Source organism: Sphingosinicella sp., from assembly GCF_052387495.1.
Classification (GTDB): Bacteria; Pseudomonadota; Alphaproteobacteria; order Sphingomonadales; family Sphingomonadaceae; genus Allosphingosinicella.
In genome coordinates this window covers 20,487-45,768 of record NZ_JBQTJC010000121.1, presented here as the reverse complement: position 1 = coordinate 45,768, position 25,282 = coordinate 20,487, and the positions used below count along the sequence as shown (strand labels likewise).

Sequence of the window (25,282 nt, the reverse complement as noted above, 5' to 3'; positions counted from 1 at the left end):
GGCGAGCAGCGCTTCTGCGTCACCGGCACGCCGACCGACGCGGTGATGATGGGCCTCGCCCACATCATGAAGGAGGTGCAGCCCGATCTGATCCTTTCCGGGGTCAATCGCGGCGCCAATCTCGGCGAGGACGTCACCTATTCGGGCACGGTTTCGGCGGCGATGGAGGGCGCGCTCGCCGGCATTCCCTCGATCGCGCTCAGCCAGAGCTATCCGCGGGAAGGGATGGGCGACATGGTGCCCTTCGCCGCCGCCGAGGCCTGGGCGGAGCGGGTGCTGCGCCCGCTGATCGGGACGCCGATGGCGCCGCGTACTTTGGTCAACGTCAATTTCCCCGCGCTGCCCCCCGAGGCGGTCAAAGGCATCCGCGTCGTCCGTCAGGGCATTCGCGACTATGGCCGCCTCAGGATCGTCAAGAACACCGATCCGCGCGGCTACAATTATTACTGGTTCGGGCTCGCGCCGGTGGTGCAGACGCCCGGCCACGAGACCGACCTCGAGGCGATCGCCGACGGCTATGTCACGGTGACGCCGCTCCATCTCGATCTCACCCACGAGGCCTCGCTCGATCGACTCGCGGAGCGGTTCGCGTGACCGTCCCGGTCGGCGGTCCGAACCAGACCACGCTGCGGCGCAAGGCCGCTCTCTCACCCTGGATGTCGATCGCCTGGCGGGTCGGCGCGGTGTTCGGCCTGCTCGCCTTCGCAATTGCCGTCCACTGGTTCGAGCGCGAAGGGCTGGAGGACGGCCTAGACGGCCATGTCAGCTTCCTCGACGTCGTCTATTTCACGATGATCAGCATCACGACCACCGGCTATGGCGACATCGTCCCGGTGACCGACACGACGCGCATGTTCGATGCGCTGGTGGTGACGCCGATCCGCATCTTCTTCGTGCTGATCTTTATCGGCACGGCTTATACGTTCGTCATCCGGCGGACTTGGGACAGGTGGAGCATGGCACGCTTGCAACGACATCTTCACGATCACATCGTGGTTGCCGGCTTCGGCACCAGCGGCTCGGAGGCGGTCGACGAGCTGATCGCGCGGGGCACCGACCCGGGGCGGATCGTCGTCATCGACGCGAGCGCGGACGCCCTCGCCCGCGCCGAATCCTTGGGCTGCGCCGTGCTCCAGGCCGACGCCACCCGCGACCAAACCCTGAACGCGGTGCGGATCGCCCGCGCCAGGGTGATGATCATCTCGGCCGGCCGCGACGATACGTCGATCCTGATCTGCCTGACGGCGCGGCATCTCGCGCCCGACCTCAGGATCACGCTGGCGGTGCGCGCCGAGGACAACGAGCTGCCGGCGCGCGCGGCGGGGGCGACGACCGTGATCAACCCGGTGAGCTTCGCCGGCCTGCTGCTCGCCGGCTCCGCGCACGGCCCCAACATTTCCGACTATCTCGCCGATCTCGCCTCCGCCCACGGCCGGGTCGCGCTCGGCGAGCGGGAGGTGAAACCCGAGGAATGCGGCAAATCGCTGGCGGAGCTTTCCACCGGCCTCGGCGTGCGCGTCTATCGCGACGGAAAGCCGATCGGCTTCTGGGAGGAAGAGGCGCGCTCGCTTTGCGCGGGCGACCGGATCGTCGAGATCATCCCCTCGATCGGCTGCGAGGCGTCGCTGCCGCTGCAGTCCGGACCGCCGCGCAAGATGGCGCCGGAAGGCGCCTGAGCCTCAGCCTGCCCCGGTCCACTTGGCGACGACATAAGCGGTCGGCTCCTCGCCGTCGCCGGGCGCTGTGGGCTGGTGATGGACGCATAAGACGGTCAGATAATTGGCCTCGTTGCCGCGCCGGACGCTGAGCCGGTCGCCGGGCGAAGGCAGAGCAAGGAAATCGAGCTCGCCCCATTCCTCCGACTGGTCCTGCAGCGATCCCCGCTCCACCAGCAGCCGCATCCGCACCATATTCGCCTTCTCCTCGGCGCTCATCTTGGCCGCCCTTGGCTTCCGGGGCTAGGAAATTCGGCTCTTGGGCAAGCACCCGCGTAACGACAATTTTACTCTCGCGGTGCATGAGGCCGGGAAGGAGACCGGATGGCGCGGTTCGTAACTTTCAAGCGGGGCGGTCAGCCCGGCAAGGTCGGGATCAATCCCGAGCTGGTGACCGACGTGCGCGCCTCGATCGGCGCTTTCACCGATATCTTCTTCGGCGAGCACCATATCGCTGTCGAGGGCTCCTACGACGAGGTAATCGCCCAGCTTTCGGGAGCGGACGAGCGGCGCGCCGGCGCGTCCCAGCAGCAATATTGGCTTAAAGGGTCCGGCGCCCGGCCCTGAGGGCTAGCGAGACTCTAGGAAAATCCGCGCTCCGGCACTATGTGGCGCGCTCCCATGGAACTCGAACTCCCCGCCCCGCCCAAGGTCGGCATGGTTTCGCTCGGCTGTCCGAAGAACCTCGTCGATTCGGAGCGCATCCTGACCAAGCTCCGCTCGGACGGCTACGCCTTGTCCGCGGACTATGCCGGGGCGGATGTCGTGCTGGTCAACACCTGCGGCTTCCTCGACTCGGCCAAGGAGGAGAGCCTGGAGGCGATCGGCGAGGCGATTGCCGAGAACGGCCGCGTGATCGTCACCGGCTGTTTCGGCAAGGAGGCCGAGGCGATCCGCCAACGCTTTCCCGAAGTGCTCGCGATCACCGGCGCGCATCAATATGAAGAGGTGGTCGGTGCGGTCCATGTCGCCGCGCCGATGCCGCCGAGCGCGTATCTGAACCTAGTGCCGGACGCCGGGCTGAAGCTCACCCCGCGCCATTACAGCTATCTGAAGATTTCAGAGGGCTGCAACCACCGCTGCGCCTTCTGCATCATCCCCTCGCTGCGCGGCGATCTGGTCAGCCGGCGGCCCGACGCGATCCTGCGCGAGGCCGAGAAATTGGTCGCGGCCGGGACGAAGGAGCTGCTGGTGATCAGCCAGGATACTTCGGCCTATGGCGTCGACATCCGCAAGGAGCCGCGGATGTGGCAGGGCCGCGAGATCGTGCCACACATGACCGATCTCGCCCGCGAGCTCGGCCGGATCGCGCCCTGGCTGCGGCTTCATTACGTCTACCCCTATCCGCACGTCGACCAAATCATCCCGCTGATGGCCGAGGGGCTTGTCCTCCCCTATCTCGACATTCCCTTCCAGCATGCCTCGCGCAGCGTGCTGAAGGCGATGCGGCGGCCGGCGAACGAGGCGAAGGTACTCGAGCGGATCCGCTCGTGGCGCGAGATCTGCCCCGACATCGCGATCCGCTCGACCTTCATCACCGGCTTCCCCGGTGAGACCGACGCGGATTTCGAATATTTGCTCGATTGGCTGGACGAGGCGCAGCTCGACCGGGTCGGTGCCTTCCGCTTCGAGCCCGTGAAAGGCGCCGCCGCCAATGACCTTCCCGGCGCCGTGCCCGAAGCGGTCAAGGAGGAGCGCTACGCCCGGCTGATGGCGAAATGCGCCGCCATCTCCGCCGCCAAGCTCCAGGCGAAGACCGGACGGACGATCGAGGTGATCGTCGACGCGGTCGACGCCGACGGCGCGACCGGCCGCTCCGAGGCGGACGCGCCCGAAATCGACGGCGAAGTCCACCTCCGCGACGCCGGCCATCTCGCGCAGGGCGATATCGTCAGCGTCCGCGTCGAGGACGCCGACGAGCACGATCTCTACGGCGTTCCGGTCGCGGCCTAGGGTCCTATTCCGCCGCCGCTGCGGCGCTTTGCGCCAGTCCCGTGACCAAATCGGCGAAGCGGCGGCCGACGGGCACCTTGTCCCCGCCCTGGAGCTCAGCCCGAAGCGCGCCGCTCCGGGTCCGCTCCAGCGCGACGATCGCGCCCTGCCGGCAGAGCACCGAGCGATGGACGCGGATGAAGCCGTGCGGACCGAGCATTCTCGCGGCGGCGCTCAGGGTCATGCGAATCGTGCCGCCCGCGTCGCCGGCATGGAGCCGGATATAATCGCCTTCCGCCTCGACCCATTCGATGCGCTCGACAGGCAGGCGCACCCGCTGGCGGTTACGCTCGGCCCAGAGCGTCTCCGGCTCTGGCGCGGAATGCGGCGCAGAAGACTTGCGCGAGAGGAGCGCCTGTTGCGCGGCCAGCGCGCGGTCGTAGCGCAGCAGCAGATAGGCGCCCGACCAGGCGAAGAAGTAGCCGAGCCAGACGAGCAGCCAGCGCAGGGTCGCGGGCAATGCCGCCGCCACCGTCGGGGTCTGCGGATCGAAAGAGAGATCGATGGCGAGGCGCGCCACCGCGATCGCCCCGGCCGCGCCCATCGCCCAGGCGAGGACCTGCCGCGCCTGGGCGACGAGAGAATCGGCCTCGCGGCGCGCCAGACGCGCGATCGCCAGGCCGAAGAAGATGGCGCCGAGCCCGGTGCTGACCAGCCGATTCGCTTGGACCAGATCGAACGCCTCGGGGTCGATCAGCAGCGCGCGCACGGAGAAGAGCAGGAAGGTGATCAGCCAGAACAGCGCGACGAAGGCCATCGTCGCGCGGCGCGACCAGCCGGCGTCGACGCCGACCGCGAGAGTTCCGGCCATCGAGGTACCCGGCATCATGTCCGCCGTTCGACTCACCCCGCCACCATGCGCAAAAGCGGGCCGGACGGCCAGTCCCGAGTGAGCGGCAGGCCCGCGACCCCATTCCCACCCCGCCGCGCCTTCGGCTAAGAGGCGCGCCATGACCGCGCTCGCCGATCTCCTCAAGCCCGATCAGGGCCAGGCCGCAACCCGCCTCCAGCTCGTCGACAAGAAGGGCTTCGACGCCTGGCTGAAGGACCAGCCGGGGCCGGCGCGGCAGGCCGCGCAGGCGCAGGGGTTCAAGGCGGAGGGCTACCAGCTCGCGATCCTTCCGGGGGAGCGCGACGGCTGGTCGGCGGCGCTCGGCGTCGCCAATGTCGACGAGCTCAGCCCCTGGTGCCTGTCCAAGGCCGCCGATCTGCTCCCCGAAGGGACCTATCGCGTCGCGGACCGGTCGCCGGGGCCGGGCGTGCTCGGCTGGCTGCTCGGCCAGTATCGCTTCGAGCGCTACCGCAAGGAGAAGAATTCGAAGGGCCCGCGCGTGCTTCTCACCGACGAGCCGGCGCGGATCGACGAGACGGTGCGGATCGCGGAATCGACCTTCCTCGTCCGCGATCTCGTCAACACGCCCGCCGGCGATCTCGGTCCCGCGGAACTGCAGGACGCGGTCGAGGCGGTCGCGAAGGATTGCGGCGCCAAGAGCCGCACGATTTCGGGCGAGGCGCTGGCGAAGGACTATCCGATGGTCGCCGCAGTGGGGCGTGCGGCGAGCGAGCGGCGGGCGCCGCGGCTGATCGAGCTCGAATGGGGCGATCAGCGCCACCCGCGCCTCGCCTTGGTCGGCAAGGGGGTGTGCTTCGACACGGGCGGGCTCGACATCAAGCCGTCGGCGGGGATGCGGCTGATGAAGAAGGACATGGGCGGGGCCGCGCATGCCCTCGCCCTCGCCCGGCTCGTGATGAAGGCGAATCTTCCAGTCCGGCTCCATTTGCTGATTCCCGCGGTCGAGAATGCGGTGTCGGGCGACGCTTTCCGCCCCGGCGACATCCTCACCAGCCGCAAGGGGCTGACCGTGGAGGTCGGCAATACCGATGCGGAAGGGCGGCTGATCCTCGCCGATGCGCTGACCAGAGCGGGCGAGGACAAGCCGGAGCTGCTGCTCGATTTCGCGACGCTCACCGGCGCCGCGCGAATCGCGCTGGGACCGGATCTGCCGGCGCTCTTTTCGAATGACGACGCGCTCGCTGGGGAGCTGCTCGCCGCCGGGACCGAAATCAGCGACCCGCTCTGGCGGATGCCGCTGTGGAAACATTATGAGGAGATGCTCGCCTCCGACCTCGCCGATCTCGGCAATGTCGCGGACGCGCCGATGGCGGGCTCGGTGACGGCCGCCTTGTTCCTCCAGAAATTCGTGCCCGAGGGGGTCGCCTGGGCGCATTTCGATACCTTCGCCTGGCGCGCTTCGGCCAGGCCCGGGCGGCCCAAGGGCGGCGACGCGCTCGGCCTGCGCGCGGCTTGGGAGGTGCTGCGCTGGCGCTATCCGCGCGGCTGATTTGCGGTCCTTGCCACGGACAATCGGACCAAAGCCGGAAACGAAACGGGTCCTTGCTGGTTTTAGGGCCGTAACATGCCTGAAAATTTGCGGAGCGAGCCCGTGGCCGACCATGCCCTCAAGAGCTGGATGCAGACGCTGATCAGCCATGTCAGATCCGGCCAGCCCGACCTCACCAACCGGCAAATGGCGCTGATGCTGCTGGTCTATCTCACCCCCGGCCCGCACACCGTGCGCGGCCTCGCCGCCATACTCGGCGTGTCGAAGCCGGTGATCACGCGCGCCTTGAACACGCTCGGCTCCCTCGGCTATCTGCGCCGCGTGCGCGACGAGGCGGACCGCCGCAACGTATTCGTCGCCAAGACCGGAACCGGGCAGGAATTCCTTGAGCGCTTCGAAGGCAACCTCGACAAGGCCGACAATGGCGGCCGCCGCTCCAGCGGCGAGCGCGGGCTGCTCTTCCAGCACGGCTGACCATTTCCGCCTGACCGGCCCGACCGCGCGGCTCGATCCGCGGGTCAACGCCTATCGCTCCGATCTCGCCGACATCGCCCTCTCCGCCTGCGTGCTCGCGCCGCATTATGCGCGCGCTTTGCTGCGCGGCTGCGGCTCGCGCCCGACGTTCGTGCGCGGCGGCGCCGACGCCGACGCTCCACCGGTGAGCGAGCTGCTGCCGGGCGAGGATTTCGCGGTGCTCGAATATGCCGGCGGCCGGGCCTGGGGCTATTGCGCGGCGGACCGGGCGGTCGGCTATGTCGAGGCGATTGAGCTGACCGAGCCGATCGCCCCGACCCACATCGTCTGCGAGAAAAGCGCACCGGTGATGCCCGACGCGCGCGTCACAGCGCCGCTGCTTGCGAGCCTGCCGATGGGCGCGCGGCTGCACGGCGAGGAATGCGGCGCCTGTCTCAACACCGAATATGGCTGCGTCCCCTTGAGCCATTTGGAGAGGATCGACGAGCCCGCCGACGACCCGGTTGTGATCGCCGAGCGGCTGATCGGCACCCCCTGGCTCGAGGGCGGGCGCAGCCATGCCGGGATCGACGCGGGCGGGCTCGTCCAGCTCACGCTTTCCCTGTGCGGCATCGCCGCGCCGCGCTTCGCCGACCAGCAGCGCGAGCTGGGCGAGCCAGCGACGGGCGCGCCGCGCCACGGCGATCTCGTCCTGTTCGAAGACGGGGCCGGGCTGATGATCGACGATCTCATGCTGATCCACGCCAGCCGCGAGGCGGGCAAGGTCACCACGGTCCCGCTCGCGCTGCTCCGGGACGCGGAGCGCCGTCGGCTGCCGCTCTAGGCGCGTTGCATTTCGACTGCGAAACGAGCAGTCTCCTCCCGCGAAAGACAACGGAGGGGAAAATGAACGTCATCACGACAAAGCCACCCGTCTGGTTTCGTGCAGTGGCGGTTCTGGCCGTCTTGTGGAACCTGATCGGAGTCTGGTCCTATCTCGGCCATGTCGGCACCGTCCCGCCGATGCAGGAAATGACGCCCGAGCAGCAGGTGCTGATGGCGACGATCCCGACCTGGGTCACGGGCGCCTTCGCCCTCGCCGTCTTCACAGGGCTCATCGGCAGCCTCGGCCTGCTGCTCTCGAAGGCCTGGGCACGGTTGGTGCTGATCGTGTCCCTGGTCTGCATTGTCGTGCAGATGGGCTGGGTGCTGTTCGTCAGCGAGGCCCGCGCGGTCGAAGGGAGTCAGGCCTTCGTCATGCCGATCCTGATCACCGCCATCGCGCTGCTGCTGGTCTGGGCGGCCAGTACCGGCGTGAAGCGCGGCTGGCTGACCTAGCGTCCGGGTTCCGCGGCCTTACATCTCGCCGCGGGCGCGGCGGATGGCGTACCAGCGCTGGACGTTGGCATTGTGCTGCTCCAGCGTGTCGGCGAAGACGTGCCCGCCGCTGCCGTCGGCGACGAAATAGAGCGCATTGGTCGGCTGCGGATTGAGCACGGCGGCGATCGACGCCCGCCCGGGATTGGCGATCGGCCCGATCGGCAGGCCCGCGCTCGCATAGGTGTTGTAGCCGTTATTGGCGCGCAGCTCGGAGAGCCGGATGCGCCGCCCGAGCGGCCGCCCGCGCGTGATCGGATAGATCACGGTCGGATCGGCCTGGAGCGGCATGTTGCGGCGCAGCCGGTTGGTATAGACGCCCGCGACCATTCGCCGCTCGGACGGCTTGCTGGTTTCCTTTTCGACGATCGAGGCGAGGATGATCGCCGCCTCGGGACTGACCACGGCGATGTTGGCGCCGCGCTGCTCCCAGAGCCGCGCCAGCTCGCGCCGCATCGCCGCCTGCATCCGCGCCAGCACCGCTGCCCGGCTCTCGCCGCGCCGGTAGCTGTAAGTGTCCGGCAGCACCGAGCCCTCGGGCGGGACCTCGATCGCGCCGGTCAGAAATTCGGTCCGCATCAGCCGCTCGTGGACGAGGACGGAGGGCATGCCTTCGGGAATCGTCACCAGCCGCTGGATCGGCCGGCCATATTGGAGATGGGTGAGGATCGCCGCCGCGCTTATCCCTTCGCGAAGCTGGAACTCGCCGGCCTGGATCGGGGCGTGATCGCCGAACAGCCGAGCGAAGCCGCGGAACACCGTGGCATTGCCGCGGATCGCGCCGGCCTGCTCGAGCTGCTGCGCGACGCGGGCGACGCTCGCGCCCTGCTCGACGATGAGCGTCACCGGCTGCGAAGTCGGCCCGGGGCCGACCCAGAACATCCAGAGCGAGACGCCCGCGGCGAGAATCGCGAGCGCCGGCACGATCAGCAGCAGCAGCGCCGCGCGCTTGATGGTCCTGCGGCGCTTCGGCTTCATAAGGGCTCGCTTACACGGCCTTCATGACGAGGCTGGCATTGGTGCCGCCGAAGCCGAAGCTGTTGTTGAGCACCGCCTTGACCCTGCGCTCCTTGGCGACGTGCGGGACGAGATCGACTCCCGCCGTCCCCTCGCTCGGATTGTCGAGGTTGAGCGTCGGCGGGACGATCTGGTCGCGCAAGGCGAGGATGCAAAAGATCGATTCGACCGCGCCGGCGCCGCCGAGCAGATGGCCGATCGCCGACTTGGTCGAGCTCATCGACAATCCGCCGATATGGTTGCCGAATAGGCGCCGGACCGCGCCCAGCTCGAGCTCGTCGCCGAGCGGGGTCGAGGTGCCGTGGGCGTTGATATAGTCGATATCGCCGAGGTCGAGGCCCGAGCGCTTCATCGCCACCTGCATCGCGCGGAAGCCGCCCGACCCTTCCGGGTGCGGGGCGGTGACGTGATAGGCGTCGCCGGACATGCCGTAGCCGACCAGCTCGGCGTAGATTTTGGCGCCGCGCTTTTTGGCCCGCTCATATTCCTCGAGCACGACGACGCCTGCGCCCTCGCCCATGACGAAGCCGTCGCGGTCCTTGTCATAGGGGCGGCTGGCCTTCTCGGGCTGGTCGTTGAAGTTGGTCGAGAGCGCGCGCGCCTGCGCGAAGCCGGCGATGCCGAGCGGGCAGAGCGCGTCCTCGCTACCTCCGGCGAGCATGACGTCGGCATCGTCCATCGCGATCATCCGCCCGGCGTCGCCGATCGAATGGGCGCCGGTCGAGCAGGCGGTGACGACCGCATGGTTCGGGCCCATCAGCCCGTATTTGATCGAGACCTGGCCCGAGATCAGGTTGATCAGCCGGCCGTGCACGAAATGCGGGCTGACCCGGCGCGGCCCCTTTTCGTGGAGGACGATCGATTCCTTCTCGATGCCGGGCAGCCCGCCGATCCCCGAGCCGATCGAGACGCCGGCGCGGAAGCGCTCCTCCTCGCTCATCTCGGTGAGGCCGGCATCCTCCAGCGCCTGGCCGGCGGCGTCGAGGCCGTAGATGATGAACGGATCGACCTGCCGCTGCACCTTGTGATCGACCCTTTTTCCGGGGTCGAAGCCATATTCATGCTCGGGCGGCTTGACCTCGCAGGCGATCTGGCAGGCATAATCGGTGGGATCGAACCGGGTGATGCGGGTCGCGCCGCACTTCGCGGCGAGGATGTTCTTCCAGCTCGTCTCGACGTCGCCGCCCAGAGGGGTGACGAGCCCGAGACCGGTGACCACGACACGGCGCATCTTTGGCTTACTCCTTAAAGACGAACGGCTCCCCACTTAGAGCGGGGAGCCGCAAATTCAATCGATCGGCTCTCGCCGCCGGCACCCGGCGAACGGACCAGGAGGCTCAGGCCTTGTTCTGGTCGATATAGTCGATCGCGTCCTTGACGGTGGTGATCTTCTCCGCGGCGTCGTCGGGAATCTCGACCCCGAACTCCTCCTCGAAAGCCATGACCAGCTCGACGATGTCGAGGCTGTCCGCGCCGAGATCGTCGATGAAGCTCGCTTCCTCGGTGACCTTGTCGGCCTCGACGCCCAGATGCTCGACGACGATCTTCTTAACGCGGTCAGCGGTCTCGCTCATAGTTCACCTTTCCCTAGAGGCGTTTCTTTTCGGCTCCCGCCCTAGCCCCTCGCAGCGGCAAAAGGCAAGTGGCAGGCAGTCAGGAGATCATCGCCATCCCGCCGTTGACGTGCAGCGTCTGGCCGGTGACGTAGCTGGCCTCGCGGCTGGCGAGATAGATCGCCGCCGCGCCGATATCCTCGCCGGTGCCGAGGTCGCCGGCCGGGATGCGCGCGACCAGCGCCGCCTTCTGCGCCTCCGGCAGGACGTCGGTCATCGCCGAGCGGATGAAGCCCGGGGCGATGCAGTTGACGGTGATGCCCCGGCTGCCGACTTCCTGCGCGAGCGCCTTCGACATTCCGACGAGGCCGGCCTTGGAGGCGGCATAATTGGCCTGGCCCGGATTGCCGGTCGCGCCGACCACCGAGGTGATCGAGACGATCCGCCCGAAGCGGGCGCGCATCATCGGCTTCAGCGCCGCGCGGGCGAGCCGGAAGGCGGCCTCGAGATTGACCCGGATGACCTGGTCCCACTCCTCGTCCTTCATCCGCATCGCGAGATTGTCGCGGGTGACGCCGGCATTGTTGACGAGGATGTCGAGCTGCCCCAGCGCCTCGACCGCGCGCGGCACCAAGGCATCGACCGCGGCGCCGTCGGAGAGGTTGCAGGCCAAGGCGACATGATCGCCGCCCAATTCGGCGCGAAACGCCTCGAGCTTGTCCGCGTTGGAGCCAGAGAGAGCCAGCCGCGCCCCCTGCCCCGCCAACGCCCTCGCGATCGCCGAGCCGATCCCGCCCGAGGCGCCGGTGACGAGCGCGGTCATGCCTGTAAGATCGAACATGGTCAGCCTCCTGAATCGGCGGCGAGCGTTGCCACGTCCGCGCCCGCCGTACCAGCCCCCGGCGTTGCACCTTGTTCGTGGCCTGTTAGTCTGCCGCCATGGGAGGGGAAAGATGATCCACCGGCGCCATGTCCTGATCGGCGGCCTTGCCGGGCTGGTCGCGCCGGCGCTCGCCCGCGCTCAGGGCGGCGGCCCGGGCGGACCAGGCCCGCCGCCCCAGCCCGGGCCGAACGCGCCCGAGCAGCGCCGCCCCGATCCGCTCGATCAGGGCCAGATGCAAAGCATGGACCAGACCGGGCCCGTTTCGCAGCCGCCGCAAATCCGCGCCCTCGTGCTCAGCCAGAGCTACCAGGCCACGCCGCGCTTCACGCTCGCCAACACGACCCGCGACGCCGAGCTGATCGTCCGCGCCTTCCGCCGTCTCGATTTCGATTCGGTGACGCATCACGGCGACGGCAGCCCGGCCGAGACCGCGGCGCGCATTGCCGCCTATCTCGACAGCCTCGATCCGAACACGATCGCGCTCGTCTATGTCGCCGGCCACGGCATCGAGATCGGTGGCGAGAATCTGCTGCTGCTCGAAGGCGCCGAAACCTTCCTCAGCCTCCAGGCCCTCGTCCAGGTGATGCGCCAGCGCGCCGGCGTCGCCATCCTCTTCCTCGACGCCTGCCGCAACAATCCGTTCAGCGCCGAGGATGTTGCGCGCGCGCGGGTCTCGCGCGCCGTCTCGCTCGACCCCGCCGATGCGGTGCGGTTGCAGACGATCAGCCTCGGCGATCTCCGCGCCGCCAGCGGGACGCCCGGACGGCTGCGCGCCTTCCAGCTTCAGGGCAGCAACATCCGGATCGTCTTCTCGACCGACCCCGCCAACGTCGCGCTCGACGATGTCGAGGGCAGCCGCAACGGCCCGTTCGCGACGGCGCTGGCCCGCCACATCCGGCGCCCCTACAGCCTCGACGACATCGTCTCGCTGACCACCGGCGAGGTCGTCCGCGTCACCCGCCGCGCCCAATATCCCTGGTCGCAAGGCTCGATCGGCCGCCCGATCTACTTCTCCGGCCCCAATCGAAGGCGACGCACCCGCAGCCGCTGAGATCTCGTCACTGCTGAGGAAGGTTCGCGCGGAGACGCGGAGACGCGGAGGGGCGATAGTCGTTGACCAATCTGCGCACTCCCTCCTTCAGCGTTGCTCCACCGAAATTGATGAGCAGCCCGACGGGCTGGTTGGCGAGCCGCATATAGGTGAGCAGCTGCTTCGCATGCGCAGCATGCAACTGATCGACCGACTTGATCTCGACGAGGAGGCGCTCATCGACGAGCAGGTCGATTCGAAACGCCGCATCGAAGTAGAGACCTTCGAACTCGATGGCGATCGGCTGCTGGCGGGCGACCGCGTAGCCCATCTCCGCGAGCTTGGCAGCGAGGATCGTCTCGTAAACCGACTCCAGCAGCCCGGGACCGAGCTGGCGATGCAGCCGCAGCGACACGTCCAGCACGTCGCCGCTTATCTCGTCGATGTCCTTCACCCGCTCCCCTCCGCGCCTCCGCGTCTCCGCGCGAATATAGACCTTCCCCTTTCCGCGTCTCCTCTTCTTCTCGGCGTCTCCGCGTGAAAACCCTAAATCCCCCCAACCAGCGCGTCGATGTCGTCCGGCGTGACGACGCTGGTCACATTCGCGTCCGGGGCGATGCGCTTGACCATCGGGCCGAGCACCTTGCCGCCCAGCTCGACGAAATCGGTGACCCCTGCCTCGGCCATGGCGGCTACGCTCTCGCGCCAGCGGACCATGCCCGTCACCTGCCGGACGAGCAGGTCCCGAATCTCGTCCGGATCGCTCGCCGGCGCGGCGGTGACATTGGCGTAGACCGGCACCGCGGGCGCCGCGAGCGCGGCCTCGCCCAGCGCCTCGCCCATCGCGTCGGCGGCGGGCTGCATCAGCCGGCAATGAAAGGGCGCGGAGACGGGCAGGAGGATGCCGCGCTTGAAGCCATGATCCCTGGCCGCAGCGACCGCCCGCTCGACCGCCGCGGCGTGGCCCGAAATGACGACCTGGCCCGGGTCGTTGTCGTTGGCCACGTCCAGCACGTCGCCTTCGCCCGTCTCGCTCACCAGCCGCTGCGCCTCGCTCAGGCCCGCGCCGAGCATCGCCGCCATCGCGCCGACCCCCACCGGCACCGCCGCCTGCATAGCCTTGCCCCTGAGCTTGAGCAGGCGCGCCGCGGTGGCGAGATCGAAGGTGCTGGCGGTGCAGAGCGCGCTATATTCGCCCAGCGAATGGCCGGCGACGAAGGCCGCCTTGGCGGGCAGATCCACGCCGGAGGCGCGCAGCACCGCGAGCGCATTCGCCATGATCGCCGGCTGCGCGTTCTCGGTCAGGGTCAGCTCCTCGATCGGCCCGTCGCGCATCAGCCGCGAGAGATTCTGCCCCAGCGCCTCGTCGACCTCGCCGAACACCTCGCGCGCCGCCGCGCTCGCCTCGGCCAGCGCCGCCCCCATCCCGACCGCCTGGCTCCCCTGCCCGGGAAAGATGAATGCGCGCATATCTCAGCCTCCTGTTCGCGGGCGGCTGGTAGGCAGGGCCGGCGCGGGGCGCAAGGGAATGGGAACATGGAAATTACTGTGCCGCCAGCCGCGGTCATAAACAGCGCGGACGGTTCGTGACGGCGCCGCCTTTCTCAAGCGGTTTGGGACCGCCTGTGCCACACAAAATTTGTAGGCAATTTGCAGAGCTGCTTAACCCCCCTGTTCCATGCCGAACAGTGACGGTAGGCTGGTCGGATGGGGGACCTTGAACGCGCCGCTGATCCTGACGGACAACCTGAACCGCCAACTGCTGCCAACGAATCGCCAACCCTCTTTGATGTTTATAAGCAGCGGATCGCTCGGGCTGGCGCTCGCGGGCTTCTTAACTTTTCGCACGTTCGCAGAGCTTGGGGCGAGGCAAGTACCCGCCATAAGGCGAAGCTAGAGCTTTTCGGCTGGTTGCTCGCAGCTGCTTTTGCTTACCTAGCCATAGTGCTGACGCAAGGTGGCGCTGAGGTGTCTCGTTCCTTTCGGTAATCACCGCCGCCGCAAATGCCAGCACGATGATAATTGCGACACTTATAGGCGTAGCGATCGTACTGCGGCTCTCCGCGACTTCGCTAACATTCTTTCGCCCGACACGAAGGACGAGCCGGCCACCGCAATCCCCATGGCGACCGCGAACATTGGGACCTTTCGCCGGCGATGGCCCCTCGTGGGCTGATTCGCGCTTACGCCACCGACCCTCCGAAAGGCTTGATTTTTCGCACCGTCTCCGCCATGTGGCCAGCCGTCCGGGGCGAAGGCTCAGTCCTTTCGCCCCGTTCATTTTTGAGACGACAGCCGGAGGGGCGTCCGCATTGGGCGGCGTCAGCGATCGGTCAAGACAAGGACAAGCGCGACATGGCTCTCTACGAGCATGTGTTTCTCGCGCGTCAGGACCTGGCCCAGGCCCAGGTGGACGCGCTGGCGGAAAACGCCACCAAGATCATCGAGGACAATGGCGGGAAGGTCGTCAAGACCGAGACCTGGGGTCTTCGCAACATCGCCTACCGGATCGCCAAGAACCGCAAGGCCCATTATGTCGCGCTCGATTTCGAGGCGCCGGCGCCCGTCGTCGCCGAATTGGAGCGGCAGACCCAGATCAACGAGGACGTCATCCGCTACCTGACGATCAAGGTCGATGCGCACGAGGCCGGCCCGTCGGTGATGATGCGCCGCGGCGAGCGCGACAAGCGCGACCGTGACGACCGCGGCGACCGCGGTGATCGTGGCCCGCGCGGGGACCGCGGCGACCGCGAGGACCGTCCGCGCCGTTCGCGCGAAGACGTCGACGCCTAAGCGAGAGGAGCAAGAGACATGGCACGCCCGTTTTTCCGCCGCCGCAAGTCCTGCCCCTTTTCGGGCAAGGACGCGCCGAAGATCGATTACAAGGACGTCCGCCTGCTGCAGGGCTTCGTCTCCGAGCGGGGCAAGATCGTCCCGAGCCGCATCACCGCGGTCTCCACCAAGAAGCAGCGCGAGCTGGCCAAGGCGATCAAGCGCGCCCGCCACATCGGCCTGCTTCCCTATGTCGTGAAATAAGGAGGGCGATAAGATGGACGTCATCCTGCTCGAACGGATCGAGAAGCTCGGCAGCATCGGCGACGTGGTGAAGGTGAATAACGGCTATGCCCGCAACTTCCTCCTGCCGCGCGGCAAGGCGCTCCGCGCCAACGAGGCCAACCGCAAGGTGTTCGAGGCCAATCGCGAGAAGATCGAGGCCAGCAACGCCGAGCGGCGCGGCGAGGCCGAGACGGAAGCCAAGAAGGTCGACGGGCTGAAGCTCCAGCTCATCCGCCAGGCTTCCAACACCGGCCAGCTCTACGGCTCGGTTTCGGCCCGCGACCTTTCCGAGGCGCTTGAAGCCGAAGGCCACAAGATCGCCAAGCACCAGATCGTCCTCGATCGCCCGATCAAGGCGATCGGCGTCCAGGACGTGAAGATCGCGCTCCATCCCGAGGTCGCGGTGACGATCAGCGTCAACATCGCCCGCTCGCCGGAAGAGGCCGAGCTGCAGGCGCAGGGCAAGGACGTGATGGCCGAGATGTTCGAGAAGGACGTCGCCGGCTTCACCGAGGAGCGGATCGAAGGCCTCGAGCCCGGTGAGGTCGTGCCCGAGCCGGAAGCCGAGGCGGCCGAGGAGGCACCCGCCGAGCAAGCCCCGGCGGAGACCGCCGAAGCGCCCGCCGAGGAAGGCGAGACCGCCGAAGAGGCCTGAGCCTCTCGATCACAGGGGAAAAGGCCGCCCGCCCGCAAGAGCCGGCGGCCTTTCTCTTGCGCTAGCGAATCTCGCTGAGCTCGATCCCCCGGGTCTCCCGCGCCAGGAGGGCCGAGGCGCCGCTGATCGCGCAGGTCACGCCGACATAGATCGCCACCGGCAGCGCCGAGTCGTATTCGCGGTAGAGCCAGAGCGCGACGATCGGAGCCAGCGAGCCGCCGACGATGGCGGTGAGCTGATAGGCCAGGCTGACGCCCGAATAGCGGATCCGGGTCGGGAAAAGCTCGGTGATGAACGCCGCCTGCGGACCGTACATCGCGCCGTGGAGAACGAGCCCGACGACCAGAGCGAGCAGGATCGCGGCGTTGTTGCCGCTGCCCAGCAAGGGGAACATGACGAACGCCCAAGCGGCAAGGGCCAGCCCGCCGAAGGCATAGACCGGCCGCCGCCCGATCCGGTCCGATAGCAAGGCGAAGGCCGGAATGGCGAAGAACTGCACCGCCGCGCCGACCAGCAAGGCGTTGAGCGCCAGGCTGCGCGTCTCCGCCGCCACGTCGACCAGATAGGTCAGGCTGAACACAGTCAGGATGTAATAGGAAATGTTCTCGCCGATCCTGAGCCCCGCGCCGAGCAACAAAGCACCCGGCCGCTCGCGGACCACGTCCATCGCCGGGAGCTTCGGCGGCGCCTCCGCTTCGTCCAGCGCGCGCTCGAACATCGGGCTCTCGTCGACCCGGTTGCGGATGTAGAAGCCGACCACGACGAGAAAGGCCGAGAGCAGGAAGGGCACCCGCCAGCCCCAGGCGACGAAGTCCGCCTCGGGCTGGATGCCCGCCATCAGCGCCAGTACGCCGGCGGCGAGGAGGTTGCCGGCAGGAACGCCCGCCTGCGGCCAGCTGGCCCAGAAGCCGCGCCGCGCGGCATCGCCATGCTCGGCCGCCATCAGCACCGCCCCGCCCCATTCGCCGCCGACCGCGAAACCCTGGACGAGGCGGAGCGCGATCAAGGCGAGCGGCGCCCAGATGCCGATCTGGTTGTATGTGGGGAGCAGCCCGATCAGCACCGTCGCGACACCCATCAGGATGAGGCTGATCATCAGCAAGCGTTTGCGCCCGATCCGGTCGCCATAATGGCCGAAGACGATCCCGCCGATGGGCCGCGCGACGAAGCCGAGCGCGTAGGTGGCGAAGGCGAGCAGGGTGCCGGTGAGCGGATCGAACTCGGGGAAGAAGAGACGGTTGAAGACGAGCGCCGCGGCCGCGCCGTAGAGGAAGAAATCATACCATTCGATGGTGGTGCCGATCATGCTCGCCATCACCACGCGCCGCAGCGGGGTCTTCGCTTCGCTCATCTATTCATTCCCTCGCAGGTCCAGGTTCCGGCAATCTCCTCGCTCGTCTCGGAACGCCGATTGGTGGTCGTGGCTCGGGCCTCCAGCCCTTCCGCCCCGACGCGGCCGATGCTGATGCTGACCTGGCGGTCCTCGAAGAAGCCGCCGGTCGGCCCGACGGGCGCCGACTGAACGAAGTGCCGCGCCTCTCCGGCAACGCGGGCGATCGCATTGCTCCCCGCCGCGACGAGCAGGATGTCCGGGCCGTGGCTGAACACGCAGCCGCCATCCCGTCCGACCTCGGCGATCTCGTCGCCCGAGAGCGGCTCGAGCCGGGCGGAGCGGCCGGCATCGTCCAGCTCGTCCTTCGGCGTCGAGACGCGCTCGATCTGCTCGGTCGAAACCGCCTGATTTCCGCCAGAGTCGCCACACCCGGCGAGCAGGACGGAGGCGATCAGCGGCCAAGCCCTCATCAATAGCCCATCAAAGCAAGCACCTCGCGGCGGCTGCGCTCGTCCTCGCGGAAGACGCCCATCATCCGGCTGGTCGTCATCATCACGTCGGGGGTCGAGACGCCGCGCGCGGTCATGCAGGCATGGGTCGCCTCGATCACTACCGCGACGCCTTGCGGCTTCAGATGCTCCCAGATCGCGTCGGCGACCTGCGCGGTCAGCCTTTCCTGCACCTGCAGCCGCCGCGCATAGCCGTGCAGCACGCGGGCGAGCTTCGAGATTCCGACCACCTTGTCCGCCGGCAGATAGGCGATCGCCGCCTTGCCGAGGATCGTCGCCATGTGGTGCTCGCAGTGCGACTGGAAGGGAATGTCTTTCAACAGGACGATCTCGTCATAGCCGCCGACTTCCTCGAAGGTGCGGCTGAGATGTCGGGCGGGATCTTCGGCATAGCCGCGCGCATATTCGCGCCAGGCGCGCGCGACCCGCTTCGGCGTGTCGCGCAGTCCCTCGCGGCCGGGATCGTCCCCGGCCCAGCGGATCAGGGTTCGCACCGCCTCCTGGACCTCGTCCGGCACTCCGACGCGCGACGGCTCGCTGACCAGGTCGCCATCCTCGGGTTCGCCATGCTCGGCCATCTGCACCTTCTCTCGCGCCGCTTGCGGGGCGATAGGGATACACAGGCAAAGCACGGCGGGAAACCTCCGCGTCGGCGTCTATGCGATCAGGCCGGGCTCAGCAGTGCCGGCCGTCCCCGCCCGGATCGGCGCCGCGCCCGGCGTCGCTGTCGCTGCAGCCACCGCGTCCGCGCCCGCCGCGTCCTCCGCCCCTGCCGCCGCCGCGCCGGCCGTGGCCATAATCGCCGCGGCCGTAGCCGATCGGATCGTAGGGATCGCTGTCCGAATAGCCGAAGCCGACGCAGCCAGTCAGGCTTCCTCCCAGAGCAATGCCACCGCCGATCCGCGCCAAAAAGCTACGCCGGCTCAACCCACGTATCGGTTTCATGACTCTCCCCTCCTTACTACGGAGGCGAAACGATCGGCTCTTGCGGGTGAACAGGAGTTTAATCGCGCGGCGGGGCGATCCGGCCGTGCCGGAGGAGATAATCGTTGAGGCGCCGCACACGGTCCGCCTGCGCGAGCAGCCGCTCGGCACCCGCCACGCGCCCGGCGAGATTTTGGCGCTGCAGCCAGTCCGTTCGGCGGTAGAGGCGCGTGGCGCCGTCATACGGGTCGCGCAGCGCGGACCAGCCGGGGGTCTCGATCAGCAGCGATCCGCGGAAACCGAAAGCGAGCCTGCCTTCCCCGGTGACGGCAATCAGGCTGTGGCCCTGCCAGGGATTGGCTTCGCGGAGGCCGAGCAGGTCGGCAAGGGTCGGCGCCACATCGAGCAGGCTGGCGAGCCCGTCATGCCGACCCGCCGGCAGCCGCGGATGCGCGCCCGCTACGATCAGCGGCACCCAGACCGACTCGCGATAAAGATCGTGCTGCCCGGGCGCCTGGCCGTGCTCGCCGAGATTGAAGCCGTGGTCGCCGACGATCACCACCAGGGTGCGCGCGAACCAGGGCTCGTGCCGGAACCCCTCCAGCAATTCGCGCACGACGTCGTCGGTGTAATGGGTGGTGTTGAGGATCCGCTCCGCCGCGCTGTCCTGGCCGGCAATGTCGAGCGCCGGCTCACGCGTGCGAAACGGGGTGTGATTGCTCACGGAGACGACCGAGGCGAAAAAAGGCTGGCCGGAGCGGCCGAGACGGCGGATGCCCTCGGCCGCCGCGTGAAACACGTCGCGATCCCGCTCCTCAGCCTCGGGGAAGCGCTGCACCCGGTCGTACCATAAGCGCAGCCATGGGCTGCTATTGTCCCAGTCGGTATCGCCGCCGTTGAACATTTCGGTGCGGTAGCCGAGCCGGCGCAGACGCTCGGGCAGGCAGTGCAGTTGGACGTGGGTGTAAGCGGTGATGTAGCGTCGGGAGGACGGCGCGATCGAGCAATGCGTGGCGAAGAGCCCGTTGATGCTCGGCATTCCGAAGCTCGATGCCCGTGTCCAGACCGCCGCATTCGGCCCTGCCGCGAGCCGGTCGAGATAGGGCGTCGGCGAGGGCCGGCGGGCGGCGTTGAGGAAGCCCACGTCCAGCCCGCGAAACGTCTCGAGCTGGAGATAGATGACGTTCCACCGTTCACCCTCTGGAATTGAGGACTCGGTCGGAACCCGCCAATAGGGATATGCGGAGTCGGGGAAGCGCCAGGCGCGGTCCGCGCTGCGGGCGAGCCAGGCGTGGCGATGCTCCGCGACCATCGCCGTCAATTCGCCCGGCGCCGCGCGATCCCCGAAGCCGGGCGCGACGTCCACGGCGAGGGCGATCACGACCGGCTCGACCTTGCGCAGGCGGAACTGGCTGGTCGCCATCCGCCAGCCATTGGCCGGGGCGGCAAGCGGCACGATCGCGAGAATCAGAGCGAGCCAGAGGCCCGGCCGCAGCCACGACGCGCGCTCGCGCCGAAGCAGGCGCTGCGCCCACCAGGCGTAGAGAGCGGGCGCGAGCACAAGCAACGCGAGCGGAAGAAACGGTCCGCCCCGGTCGGCGCGCAAAACGTCGAGGAACAGGCTGTCCGCGATCAGGGAAGGATCGCCATAAGCATAAAGGAAGGAGAGATTGAGACGGACCCCGAGGAAGCGGAGCACCTCATGATCGATCTGGCTCAGCGCCAGATTGACCGCGAGCAACGTGGTCTGGACGTAGGCCGGCAGGCGCCAGCCGCGCGAACGGAGCGGGCGGCGAAACAGCGCCAGCCAGAGGATAAAGAAGGGCAGCGAGAGCAGCCAGACGCCGAGCAGCTCATAATAGAGCGCCAGTCCGAGATAGCGCTCCCATTCGAGCAGCACCGGCCCGCCGTGCGGCGCCGGGCGCAGATAGAGAGCGAGCTGGAGCGCGACGCAGCCGAGCCAGCCGGCGAGCGCGAGGCGGAAGGCGAGCGCGAACTGACCGGCGCCGGTCGCCCGCTCGTCCCCCGGTGCGATGGACCCGCCCCCCATGAAGGATATATGCCAAGCACCGATGCGCATCGTCTATCCCCTGCTCTGGTCGCGGCCCGGCCGCCAGGCCTGCCGCGAGCAGAGCATGAACACGGTCGCGGCGCTGGCGCGGCGCGGGCACGAGGTGACGCTGCTGATGCCGCGAGGCGCGGACGATCCGGCGGTCACCCCCGACGACCTGCGCGCCTATTTCGACGTCGAAGGCGATTTTCGTGTGGTGCAGCGGGCGAGCCCCTGGGCGGGCGAGAGCCTGGCGCGCAGCCTGATGTGGCTGCGCCGGGTGCGGCGCGATCCGGTGCTGCGCGGCGCCGACCTGCTCTATTCGCGCGGTCCGGCGATGCTGGCTATGGGCGGGCTCTCCCCCCTCCCCTTCGCCACCGACCATTATCGCCCGTGGCCGGACGATTTGCCCGCAATCCGCCCGCTGATCCGCGCCGCCGCCCGGCACAAAGGCTGCCTGGGCATCGTGACCCATTCGGATTTCGCGGCGGAATCGTACCGGCGAATCGGGATCGACCCGGAGCGGCTCCTTGTCGCGCACAACGGCGCCGAGTCCCGACGAATGGGTGCAATGATCGACAAGACGGAGGCTCGCGCGCGGCTCGGCCTCCCGCGCGACCGGACGATCGCCGCCTATGCGGGCCGGCTCAACGCGCTGAAGGGACTCGACCAGCTCTTCGCGCTCGCCGCGCTGCGCCCCGATATATCGTTTTTGCTGATCGGCTCGGAAGGTCGGGGCCAGGTCGAGGAACAGGCCGCCGCTTACACCAATTTGGAGGTGGTCGGCTGGCAGGCGCCGGACACCCTGTCCGACTGGCTGAGCGCGGCGGACGTGCTGCTCATCCCGCCCTCGCGCGCGCCGCTCGAGCGGCACCGCAATTGCGTGCTGCCATTGAAACTATTCGCTTATCTCGCCGCCGGAAGGCCGATCCTCGCGCCGATCGCGCCCGACACGGCCGAGCTGCTCCGCGACGGGGAGAACGCGCTTCTCGTCCCGCCCGACCGGCCCGATCTCGCCGCCACCGCGCTCGACCGCATCCTGACCGAATCCGGGCTGGCGGGCCGGCTAGCCGCAAATGCGCGCCTCCTCTCCGAGAGCCTTACCTGGGATGCGCGCGCGACACGGATCGCCGCTTTCCTAGAATCGCGGCTCGAAGCTCAGCGCTCCCAATATAGGAGCACGGTCGTCGCGACGAGCAAGGCGAGGATCGGCGCGGTCCAGGCGCCGACGGCGGCCGGCAAATAGCCGACCTGCGCCGCGACGGTGAGCACGCCGTCCGCCACGAGGTAGAGCAAGCCCCCGCCGCCCGCGTAGAGCAAAGCCGGCCAGGCTCGATCGGTGCGCGGCGAGACGAACGCGAGCGGCAAAGCGAGCAGCAGCATGACCAGCGGCGCGAGCGGCTCCGCCGCACGGCGATGCAGCCGCGTCTCGAACAGGGCGGCGGCGCGGCTGACCGGCGCAGCCGCGTCGAGCGCGCGCTGCGCGGCCGCCGAGGACAAAGCCGGCGGCGCGGCGAAAAAGGTGGCCACGTCGTCGGGCTGCAACGCCACCGGCCAGGCGAGGCGCGGCAGATCTTCACTGGCCACTCCGCCCGGCGCGTAGCGGCTGCGCCGGACGTCGTGGAGGGTCCAGCCCTCCGTGCCCTCGGTCGCCCTAGCGGCCGCCAGCCGCTCGGCGATCAGACCGTGTGCGTCCCGCCTGAATATGTCGATCTGGGTCAGCAGGCGCCCGTCCGGCCCGGCGGCTTGCGCACGGACGATCTCGTCGCGGAGGTGGAACCAGCGCGCCGGCGGCGCCTCCGCCCGCGCGGCCGGCACCGTCCGCCCCCACCAGTCGGCAAGGGCGAGCTGGCTCTTGGGAACGGCCTGCTCGGCGAGGGACAGGCTCGCGGCGGCGAGCAGCAGCGGCACCGGCAGCGCCATCAGGAGAATGCGATATTGCGAGACGCCCGCGCCGCGAATCGCGACCATCTCGCGGCTGCGGCCGAAATCCGCGAACACGACCATCGCCCCGGCCAAGGCGGCGACGGGAAGGGCCTGCTGGAGCAGGGCCGGTAGCTGCAGCCAGGCGTATCGGGCGACATCGGCCAGGCCCATATCGCGCGCCACGAAATCGTCGCCCCGCTCGAAAAGGTCGACCAGCTGGAGGAAGCCGGCGACCGCGACGAGCGCGATCAGGGTCCATTTCAGCAGGCGCAGCGACAAATAGACGGCGATCGTCGCGCCCTTCAGGCTGGGCAGCGCCCGCGCGCCGCGTTGCGGCGAGGCCCAGCCGAATGGGCGCAGTAGAGTGGCGATGGGGCTGTGGCTTGGGAGGTGGCGGCCGGAGAGAAAGACCAGCATCGCGATCGCGGCGCAAAGGGCGGCCGCGCCGAGCGTGGCGCCGACCGGCTCGATCGTGCCGCCAAGCGCGAGCCGCTTGCTCAAGGTCAGCCCATGATGGAACGCGGCGAGCAGCGCCCCGGCGAGCACGATTCCCGCCGTCCGCCGCCCCTTCTTGGTGGCGAAGGCAAGCGGCAGGACGAGGAAGGGCAGCAAGGGAATGATCGCCACCCGCGCCAGCCGGCTATAGAATTCCGTCTCCAGTGCGCGCGGCGAAACGCTCGACCCGGCCGGAGCGTCGAGCAGCTCGGGCAGAGTCAGCTCGTTCTGGTCCCAGCCCCGCTGCCAGGACGAATCCTCGAGCCTCATCGATTGGCGAAACGCCATCGAATCGAACGCGACGACCGACGGCGCGCCCCCGCCCGGCCGCTGGGCGACGTAGCGGCCGCCGGCGAAGTCGATGCCGAACAGACCGTCGCGGGCCGAGAAGCCGGCGCGGCCGGCGCGCCCGGTCAGCACCAGCTCGCGCCCGTCCTGCAAACGCTGCCAGACGAATATCCCTTCGAGACGCCCGTCCGCGCCGCGCCGGTCGAAGCTGAACGCCAGATCGTCAATGGCCTGGTAGATCGCGCCCGGCTGCAGGTTCGCGGCCTGCCCCGCATTGACCGCCTCGACCCGGAGCGCGCGGAAGCCGTAGCGCCCGAGCGGCTCGAGCCAGCCGCCCGCGACGAGGCTGGCCAGCGCGATCAACACACCGAAGCCGGCCAAGGGCAGCGCGATCCGGCCGAGCGACAGGCCGGAAGCAAGCATCGCCTCCAGCTCCAGCCGGTCGTCGAGCCGCGCGACCAGCAGCATGAGAGAGACCATGAAGGCCGCCGGCAGCGCGAGATCGAGATAATAAGGCGCGAGCCGGAGGAGGAGCGGCAGGAAATAGCCGAGGTCCGCGCCGCGCGCGGCGAGCTCGTGGATCAGGCGCAGCGCGCGCTCCAGCATCATCGCGCTGCCGGCCGCGAGCGTGACGAGGAGAAACGGCCCGGCGACGCCGCGGATCAGATAGAGATCGAGCAGCCCCGGCCGGAGGGGCCGCCGCGTCGGCATGGCCAGCTCAGTCAAGCTCCGCCGCCAGCGCGCGGGCGACTTCATTATGGTGGCGGACCGAGAGGATCAGGAGCAGGTTCAAAAGCACCGCCTCGGCGAGGAAGAACCAGAGCGGGCTCCCCGCCGCCATGCTGGCGCCCAGGATTAAGGTACGCGGATTGGGGCCGAGCAGCTTTTGGAATGCGAGCGTACCCCCGGAGCGCTCCCGCGCCAGCCGCGCAACCCGCGCCAGCCGAGCGGGATCACCGGCCGACTCAGCGACGATCACGTCGATCCGCGCCGCCCAAGGCGTCATCTGGTTGGGCAGCTTCAGATAGAGCCGCGCCATCCAGCTGAAGCCGAGGCTGAACCAGTTGCCATGCGCGAATATCTCGTCGCCCTCGGCCTTGGCGTGCTTGAGCCAGGGCGTGCCGTAGACCCACCAGAGATAGGCACGGCGCTGCGTCTCGGCATGGTTGGTCTGGGCGATGTGCGAGGCACCGGCCAAAGCGGCGAGAGTCCAGGCCCAGCCGTCCAGCGTGTCGTCCAGCATGGCGGCGAGCACGATATAGAGCAGGGTGTGGCCGGCATAGTCGCAGACGCCGTCGACCAGCTCGCCCGTCGCGGAGGCCGTGCCGCGCAGCCGCGCGAGATGGCCGTCCGCGCCGTCGACGACATGCCAGGAGAGGTGGAGCAGGAAACCGATCAGGACCGAGACCGGCCAGGCGAAACCGGTATAGGCCCAGGCCGCCGCCCAGACGAGGAGCATGCCGGCGACCGAAACCGCGTTCGGCCCGACGAAGGTGGGTCGGAGCGTCCGCGCCAATCCTCGGGCGAGCGGATGATAGACGAAACGGTTGAGCGCGTCCTCGAGCTCGCCCGGGCGCGCGCCCTCCGCCGTCGGCGGATCGGCCGGTCGCGCGGGCCTCGAAGCCATTGATCGCCCCCTTCTCACGGAAAAATCGCTCGTCGGTTTCGATTTGTGCGTTACAT

Annotated in this window: 28 protein-coding genes; 13 read left to right on the top strand and 15 right to left on the bottom strand. The window is 68.6% G+C overall.

What is annotated here, in order from left to right; all coding sequences use genetic code 11:
- Both surE and ACT4N8_RS07055 read left to right on the top strand, forming a co-directional pair.
- On the top strand, positions 1 to 594 hold a 594-nt coding region (surE, locus tag ACT4N8_RS07060), incomplete at its 5' end, for a 5'/3'-nucleotidase SurE (protein WP_444857427.1).
- On the top strand, positions 591 to 1,676 hold the full coding sequence (locus ACT4N8_RS07055) for a potassium channel family protein (RefSeq protein ID WP_444857426.1): 1,086 nt from the start codon (positions 591 to 593) through the stop codon (positions 1,674 to 1,676). The genes surE and ACT4N8_RS07055, both read left to right, overlap by 4 nt.
- A gap of 3 nt (positions 1,677 to 1,679) precedes the next feature.
- Here ACT4N8_RS07055 and ACT4N8_RS07050 read toward each other — a convergent pair whose 3' ends face one another.
- Positions 1,680 to 1,934: a hypothetical protein gene (locus ACT4N8_RS07050; protein WP_444857425.1), complete on the bottom strand. Its 255-nt coding sequence runs from the start codon at positions 1,932 to 1,934 to the stop codon at positions 1,680 to 1,682.
- A 105-nt stretch (positions 1,935 to 2,039) separates the two neighbouring features.
- Here ACT4N8_RS07050 and ACT4N8_RS07045 point away from each other — a divergent pair, with 105 nt between their 5' ends.
- Together ACT4N8_RS07045 and rimO are read left to right on the top strand one after the other, a co-directional pair.
- Positions 2,040 to 2,282 carry a hypothetical protein gene (locus ACT4N8_RS07045; protein ID WP_444857424.1) on the top strand — a complete coding sequence of 81 codons (243 nt, stop codon included), beginning with the start codon at positions 2,040 to 2,042 and terminating at the stop codon, positions 2,280 to 2,282.
- Between the two features lie 54 nt (positions 2,283 to 2,336).
- Positions 2,337 to 3,668 carry a 30S ribosomal protein S12 methylthiotransferase RimO gene (gene rimO / locus ACT4N8_RS07040; protein ID WP_444857423.1) on the top strand — a complete coding sequence of 444 codons (1,332 nt, stop codon included), beginning with the start codon at positions 2,337 to 2,339 and terminating at the stop codon, positions 3,666 to 3,668.
- 4 nt (positions 3,669 to 3,672) lie between these two features.
- On the opposite strand, the gene ACT4N8_RS07035 is transcribed toward rimO, so the two are convergent.
- Positions 3,673 to 4,536 carry a LytR/AlgR family response regulator transcription factor gene (locus tag ACT4N8_RS07035; protein WP_444857422.1) on the bottom strand — a complete coding sequence of 288 codons (864 nt, stop codon included), beginning with the start codon at positions 4,534 to 4,536 and terminating at the stop codon, positions 3,673 to 3,675.
- Between the two features lie 121 nt (positions 4,537 to 4,657).
- On the opposite strand from ACT4N8_RS07035, the gene ACT4N8_RS07030 reads away from it, so the two are divergent.
- The 4 genes from ACT4N8_RS07030 to ACT4N8_RS07015 all read left to right on the top strand — a co-directional run bounded on the left by ACT4N8_RS07030 (position 4,658) and on the right by ACT4N8_RS07015 (position 7,840).
- Complete coding sequence (locus tag ACT4N8_RS07030; RefSeq protein ID WP_444857421.1) at positions 4,658 to 6,049, top strand: leucyl aminopeptidase family protein; 1,392 nt, start codon at positions 4,658 to 4,660, stop codon at positions 6,047 to 6,049.
- Between the two features lie 129 nt (positions 6,050 to 6,178).
- Positions 6,179 to 6,523 (top strand): MarR family winged helix-turn-helix transcriptional regulator, encoded by a 345-nt coding sequence (locus tag ACT4N8_RS07025; protein ID WP_444857429.1) that lies wholly within the window; start codon positions 6,179 to 6,181, stop codon positions 6,521 to 6,523.
- Positions 6,471 to 7,346: a C40 family peptidase gene (locus ACT4N8_RS07020; RefSeq protein ID WP_444857420.1), complete on the top strand. Its 876-nt coding sequence runs from the start codon at positions 6,471 to 6,473 to the stop codon at positions 7,344 to 7,346. The genes ACT4N8_RS07025 and ACT4N8_RS07020 overlap by 53 nt, the downstream gene beginning before the upstream one ends.
- 62 nt (positions 7,347 to 7,408) lie before the next feature.
- Entirely contained in the window at positions 7,409 to 7,840 is a 432-nt protein-coding gene (locus ACT4N8_RS07015; RefSeq protein WP_444857419.1) for a hypothetical protein, read from the top strand.
- Positions 7,841 to 7,858: 18 nt separating this feature from the next.
- Here ACT4N8_RS07015 and mltG read toward each other — a convergent pair whose 3' ends face one another.
- The 4 genes from mltG to fabG all read right to left on the bottom strand — a co-directional run bounded on the left by mltG (position 7,859) and on the right by fabG (position 11,290).
- The gene (gene mltG / locus ACT4N8_RS07010) at positions 7,859 to 8,857 is read right to left on the bottom strand and encodes an endolytic transglycosylase MltG (protein ID WP_444857418.1); all 999 of its coding nucleotides are present in this window, start codon (positions 8,855 to 8,857) and stop codon (positions 7,859 to 7,861) included.
- A 10-nt stretch (positions 8,858 to 8,867) separates the two neighbouring features.
- Complete coding sequence (gene fabF, locus ACT4N8_RS07005) at positions 8,868 to 10,127, bottom strand: beta-ketoacyl-ACP synthase II (protein WP_444857417.1); 1,260 nt, start codon at positions 10,125 to 10,127, stop codon at positions 8,868 to 8,870.
- Between the two features lie 106 nt (positions 10,128 to 10,233).
- Positions 10,234 to 10,470, bottom strand: coding sequence for an acyl carrier protein (locus tag ACT4N8_RS07000; protein ID WP_444857416.1), 237 nt, complete (start codon positions 10,468 to 10,470; stop codon positions 10,234 to 10,236).
- A gap of 79 nt (positions 10,471 to 10,549) precedes the next feature.
- Positions 10,550 to 11,290 carry a 3-oxoacyl-[acyl-carrier-protein] reductase gene (gene fabG / locus ACT4N8_RS06995; RefSeq protein WP_444857415.1) on the bottom strand — a complete coding sequence of 247 codons (741 nt, stop codon included), beginning with the start codon at positions 11,288 to 11,290 and terminating at the stop codon, positions 10,550 to 10,552.
- A gap of 112 nt (positions 11,291 to 11,402) precedes the next feature.
- On the opposite strand from fabG, the gene ACT4N8_RS06990 reads away from it, so the two are divergent.
- Positions 11,403 to 12,383 (top strand): caspase family protein, encoded by a 981-nt coding sequence (locus tag ACT4N8_RS06990; protein WP_444857414.1) that lies wholly within the window; start codon positions 11,403 to 11,405, stop codon positions 12,381 to 12,383.
- 7 nt (positions 12,384 to 12,390) lie between these two features.
- Here ACT4N8_RS06990 and ACT4N8_RS06985 read toward each other — a convergent pair whose 3' ends face one another.
- A complete protein-coding gene (locus ACT4N8_RS06985; protein WP_444857413.1) occupies positions 12,391 to 12,816 on the bottom strand; it encodes a GxxExxY protein in 426 nt (141 codons plus the stop codon).
- A gap of 92 nt (positions 12,817 to 12,908) precedes the next feature.
- Positions 12,909 to 13,832 carry an ACP S-malonyltransferase gene (fabD, locus tag ACT4N8_RS06980; protein WP_444857412.1) on the bottom strand — a complete coding sequence of 308 codons (924 nt, stop codon included), beginning with the start codon at positions 13,830 to 13,832 and terminating at the stop codon, positions 12,909 to 12,911.
- Between the two features lie 885 nt (positions 13,833 to 14,717).
- Between fabD and rpsF the strand changes: the two genes are divergently transcribed.
- Genes rpsF through rplI form a run of 3 tightly spaced genes read left to right on the top strand, consistent with a single transcriptional unit; the run spans position 14,718 to position 16,074 of the window.
- Positions 14,718 to 15,155, top strand: coding sequence for a 30S ribosomal protein S6 (gene rpsF, locus ACT4N8_RS06975; RefSeq protein WP_444857411.1), 438 nt, complete (start codon positions 14,718 to 14,720; stop codon positions 15,153 to 15,155).
- An 18-nt stretch (positions 15,156 to 15,173) separates the two neighbouring features.
- Positions 15,174 to 15,398, top strand: a complete 225-nt coding sequence (gene rpsR, locus ACT4N8_RS06970) for a 30S ribosomal protein S18 (RefSeq protein ID WP_309001494.1) — start codon at positions 15,174 to 15,176, stop codon at positions 15,396 to 15,398.
- Between the two features lie 13 nt (positions 15,399 to 15,411).
- Positions 15,412 to 16,074, top strand: a complete 663-nt coding sequence (gene rplI / locus ACT4N8_RS06965) for a 50S ribosomal protein L9 (RefSeq protein ID WP_444857410.1) — start codon at positions 15,412 to 15,414, stop codon at positions 16,072 to 16,074.
- A gap of 61 nt (positions 16,075 to 16,135) precedes the next feature.
- Here the strand turns inward: rplI and ACT4N8_RS06960 are convergent, their stop codons facing one another.
- From ACT4N8_RS06960 to ACT4N8_RS06940, 5 genes are all read right to left on the bottom strand, one after another.
- Complete coding sequence (locus ACT4N8_RS06960; RefSeq protein WP_444857409.1) at positions 16,136 to 17,425, bottom strand: MFS transporter; 1,290 nt, start codon at positions 17,423 to 17,425, stop codon at positions 16,136 to 16,138.
- Positions 17,422 to 17,877: a hypothetical protein gene (locus tag ACT4N8_RS06955; RefSeq protein ID WP_444857408.1), complete on the bottom strand. Its 456-nt coding sequence runs from the start codon at positions 17,875 to 17,877 to the stop codon at positions 17,422 to 17,424. The genes ACT4N8_RS06960 and ACT4N8_RS06955 overlap by 4 nt, the downstream gene beginning before the upstream one ends.
- The gene (folE, locus tag ACT4N8_RS06950) at positions 17,877 to 18,494 is read right to left on the bottom strand and encodes a GTP cyclohydrolase I FolE (protein ID WP_444857407.1); all 618 of its coding nucleotides are present in this window, start codon (positions 18,492 to 18,494) and stop codon (positions 17,877 to 17,879) included. The genes ACT4N8_RS06955 and folE overlap by 1 nt, the downstream gene beginning before the upstream one ends.
- A gap of 97 nt (positions 18,495 to 18,591) precedes the next feature.
- Positions 18,592 to 18,861, bottom strand: a complete 270-nt coding sequence (locus tag ACT4N8_RS06945) for a hypothetical protein (protein WP_444857406.1) — start codon at positions 18,859 to 18,861, stop codon at positions 18,592 to 18,594.
- Between the two features lie 58 nt (positions 18,862 to 18,919).
- A complete protein-coding gene (locus tag ACT4N8_RS06940) occupies positions 18,920 to 20,890 on the bottom strand; it encodes an LTA synthase family protein (protein ID WP_444857405.1) in 1,971 nt (656 codons plus the stop codon).
- Between ACT4N8_RS06940 and ACT4N8_RS06935 the strand changes: the two genes are divergently transcribed.
- Positions 20,889 to 22,136 carry a glycosyltransferase family 4 protein gene (locus ACT4N8_RS06935; protein WP_444857404.1) on the top strand — a complete coding sequence of 416 codons (1,248 nt, stop codon included), beginning with the start codon at positions 20,889 to 20,891 and terminating at the stop codon, positions 22,134 to 22,136. The genes ACT4N8_RS06940 and ACT4N8_RS06935 overlap by 2 nt on opposite strands.
- Here the strand turns inward: ACT4N8_RS06935 and ACT4N8_RS06930 are convergent.
- Positions 22,049 to 24,325, bottom strand: a complete 2,277-nt coding sequence (locus ACT4N8_RS06930) for an LptF/LptG family permease (RefSeq protein WP_444857403.1) — start codon at positions 24,323 to 24,325, stop codon at positions 22,049 to 22,051. The two genes, ACT4N8_RS06935 and ACT4N8_RS06930, sit on opposite strands and share 88 nt — an antisense overlap.
- Complete coding sequence (locus tag ACT4N8_RS06925; protein WP_444857402.1) at positions 24,318 to 25,226, bottom strand: CDP-alcohol phosphatidyltransferase family protein; 909 nt, start codon at positions 25,224 to 25,226, stop codon at positions 24,318 to 24,320. Before ACT4N8_RS06925 ends, ACT4N8_RS06930 begins: the two co-directional genes overlap by 8 nt.
- Positions 25,227 to 25,282 lie beyond the last annotated feature (56 nt).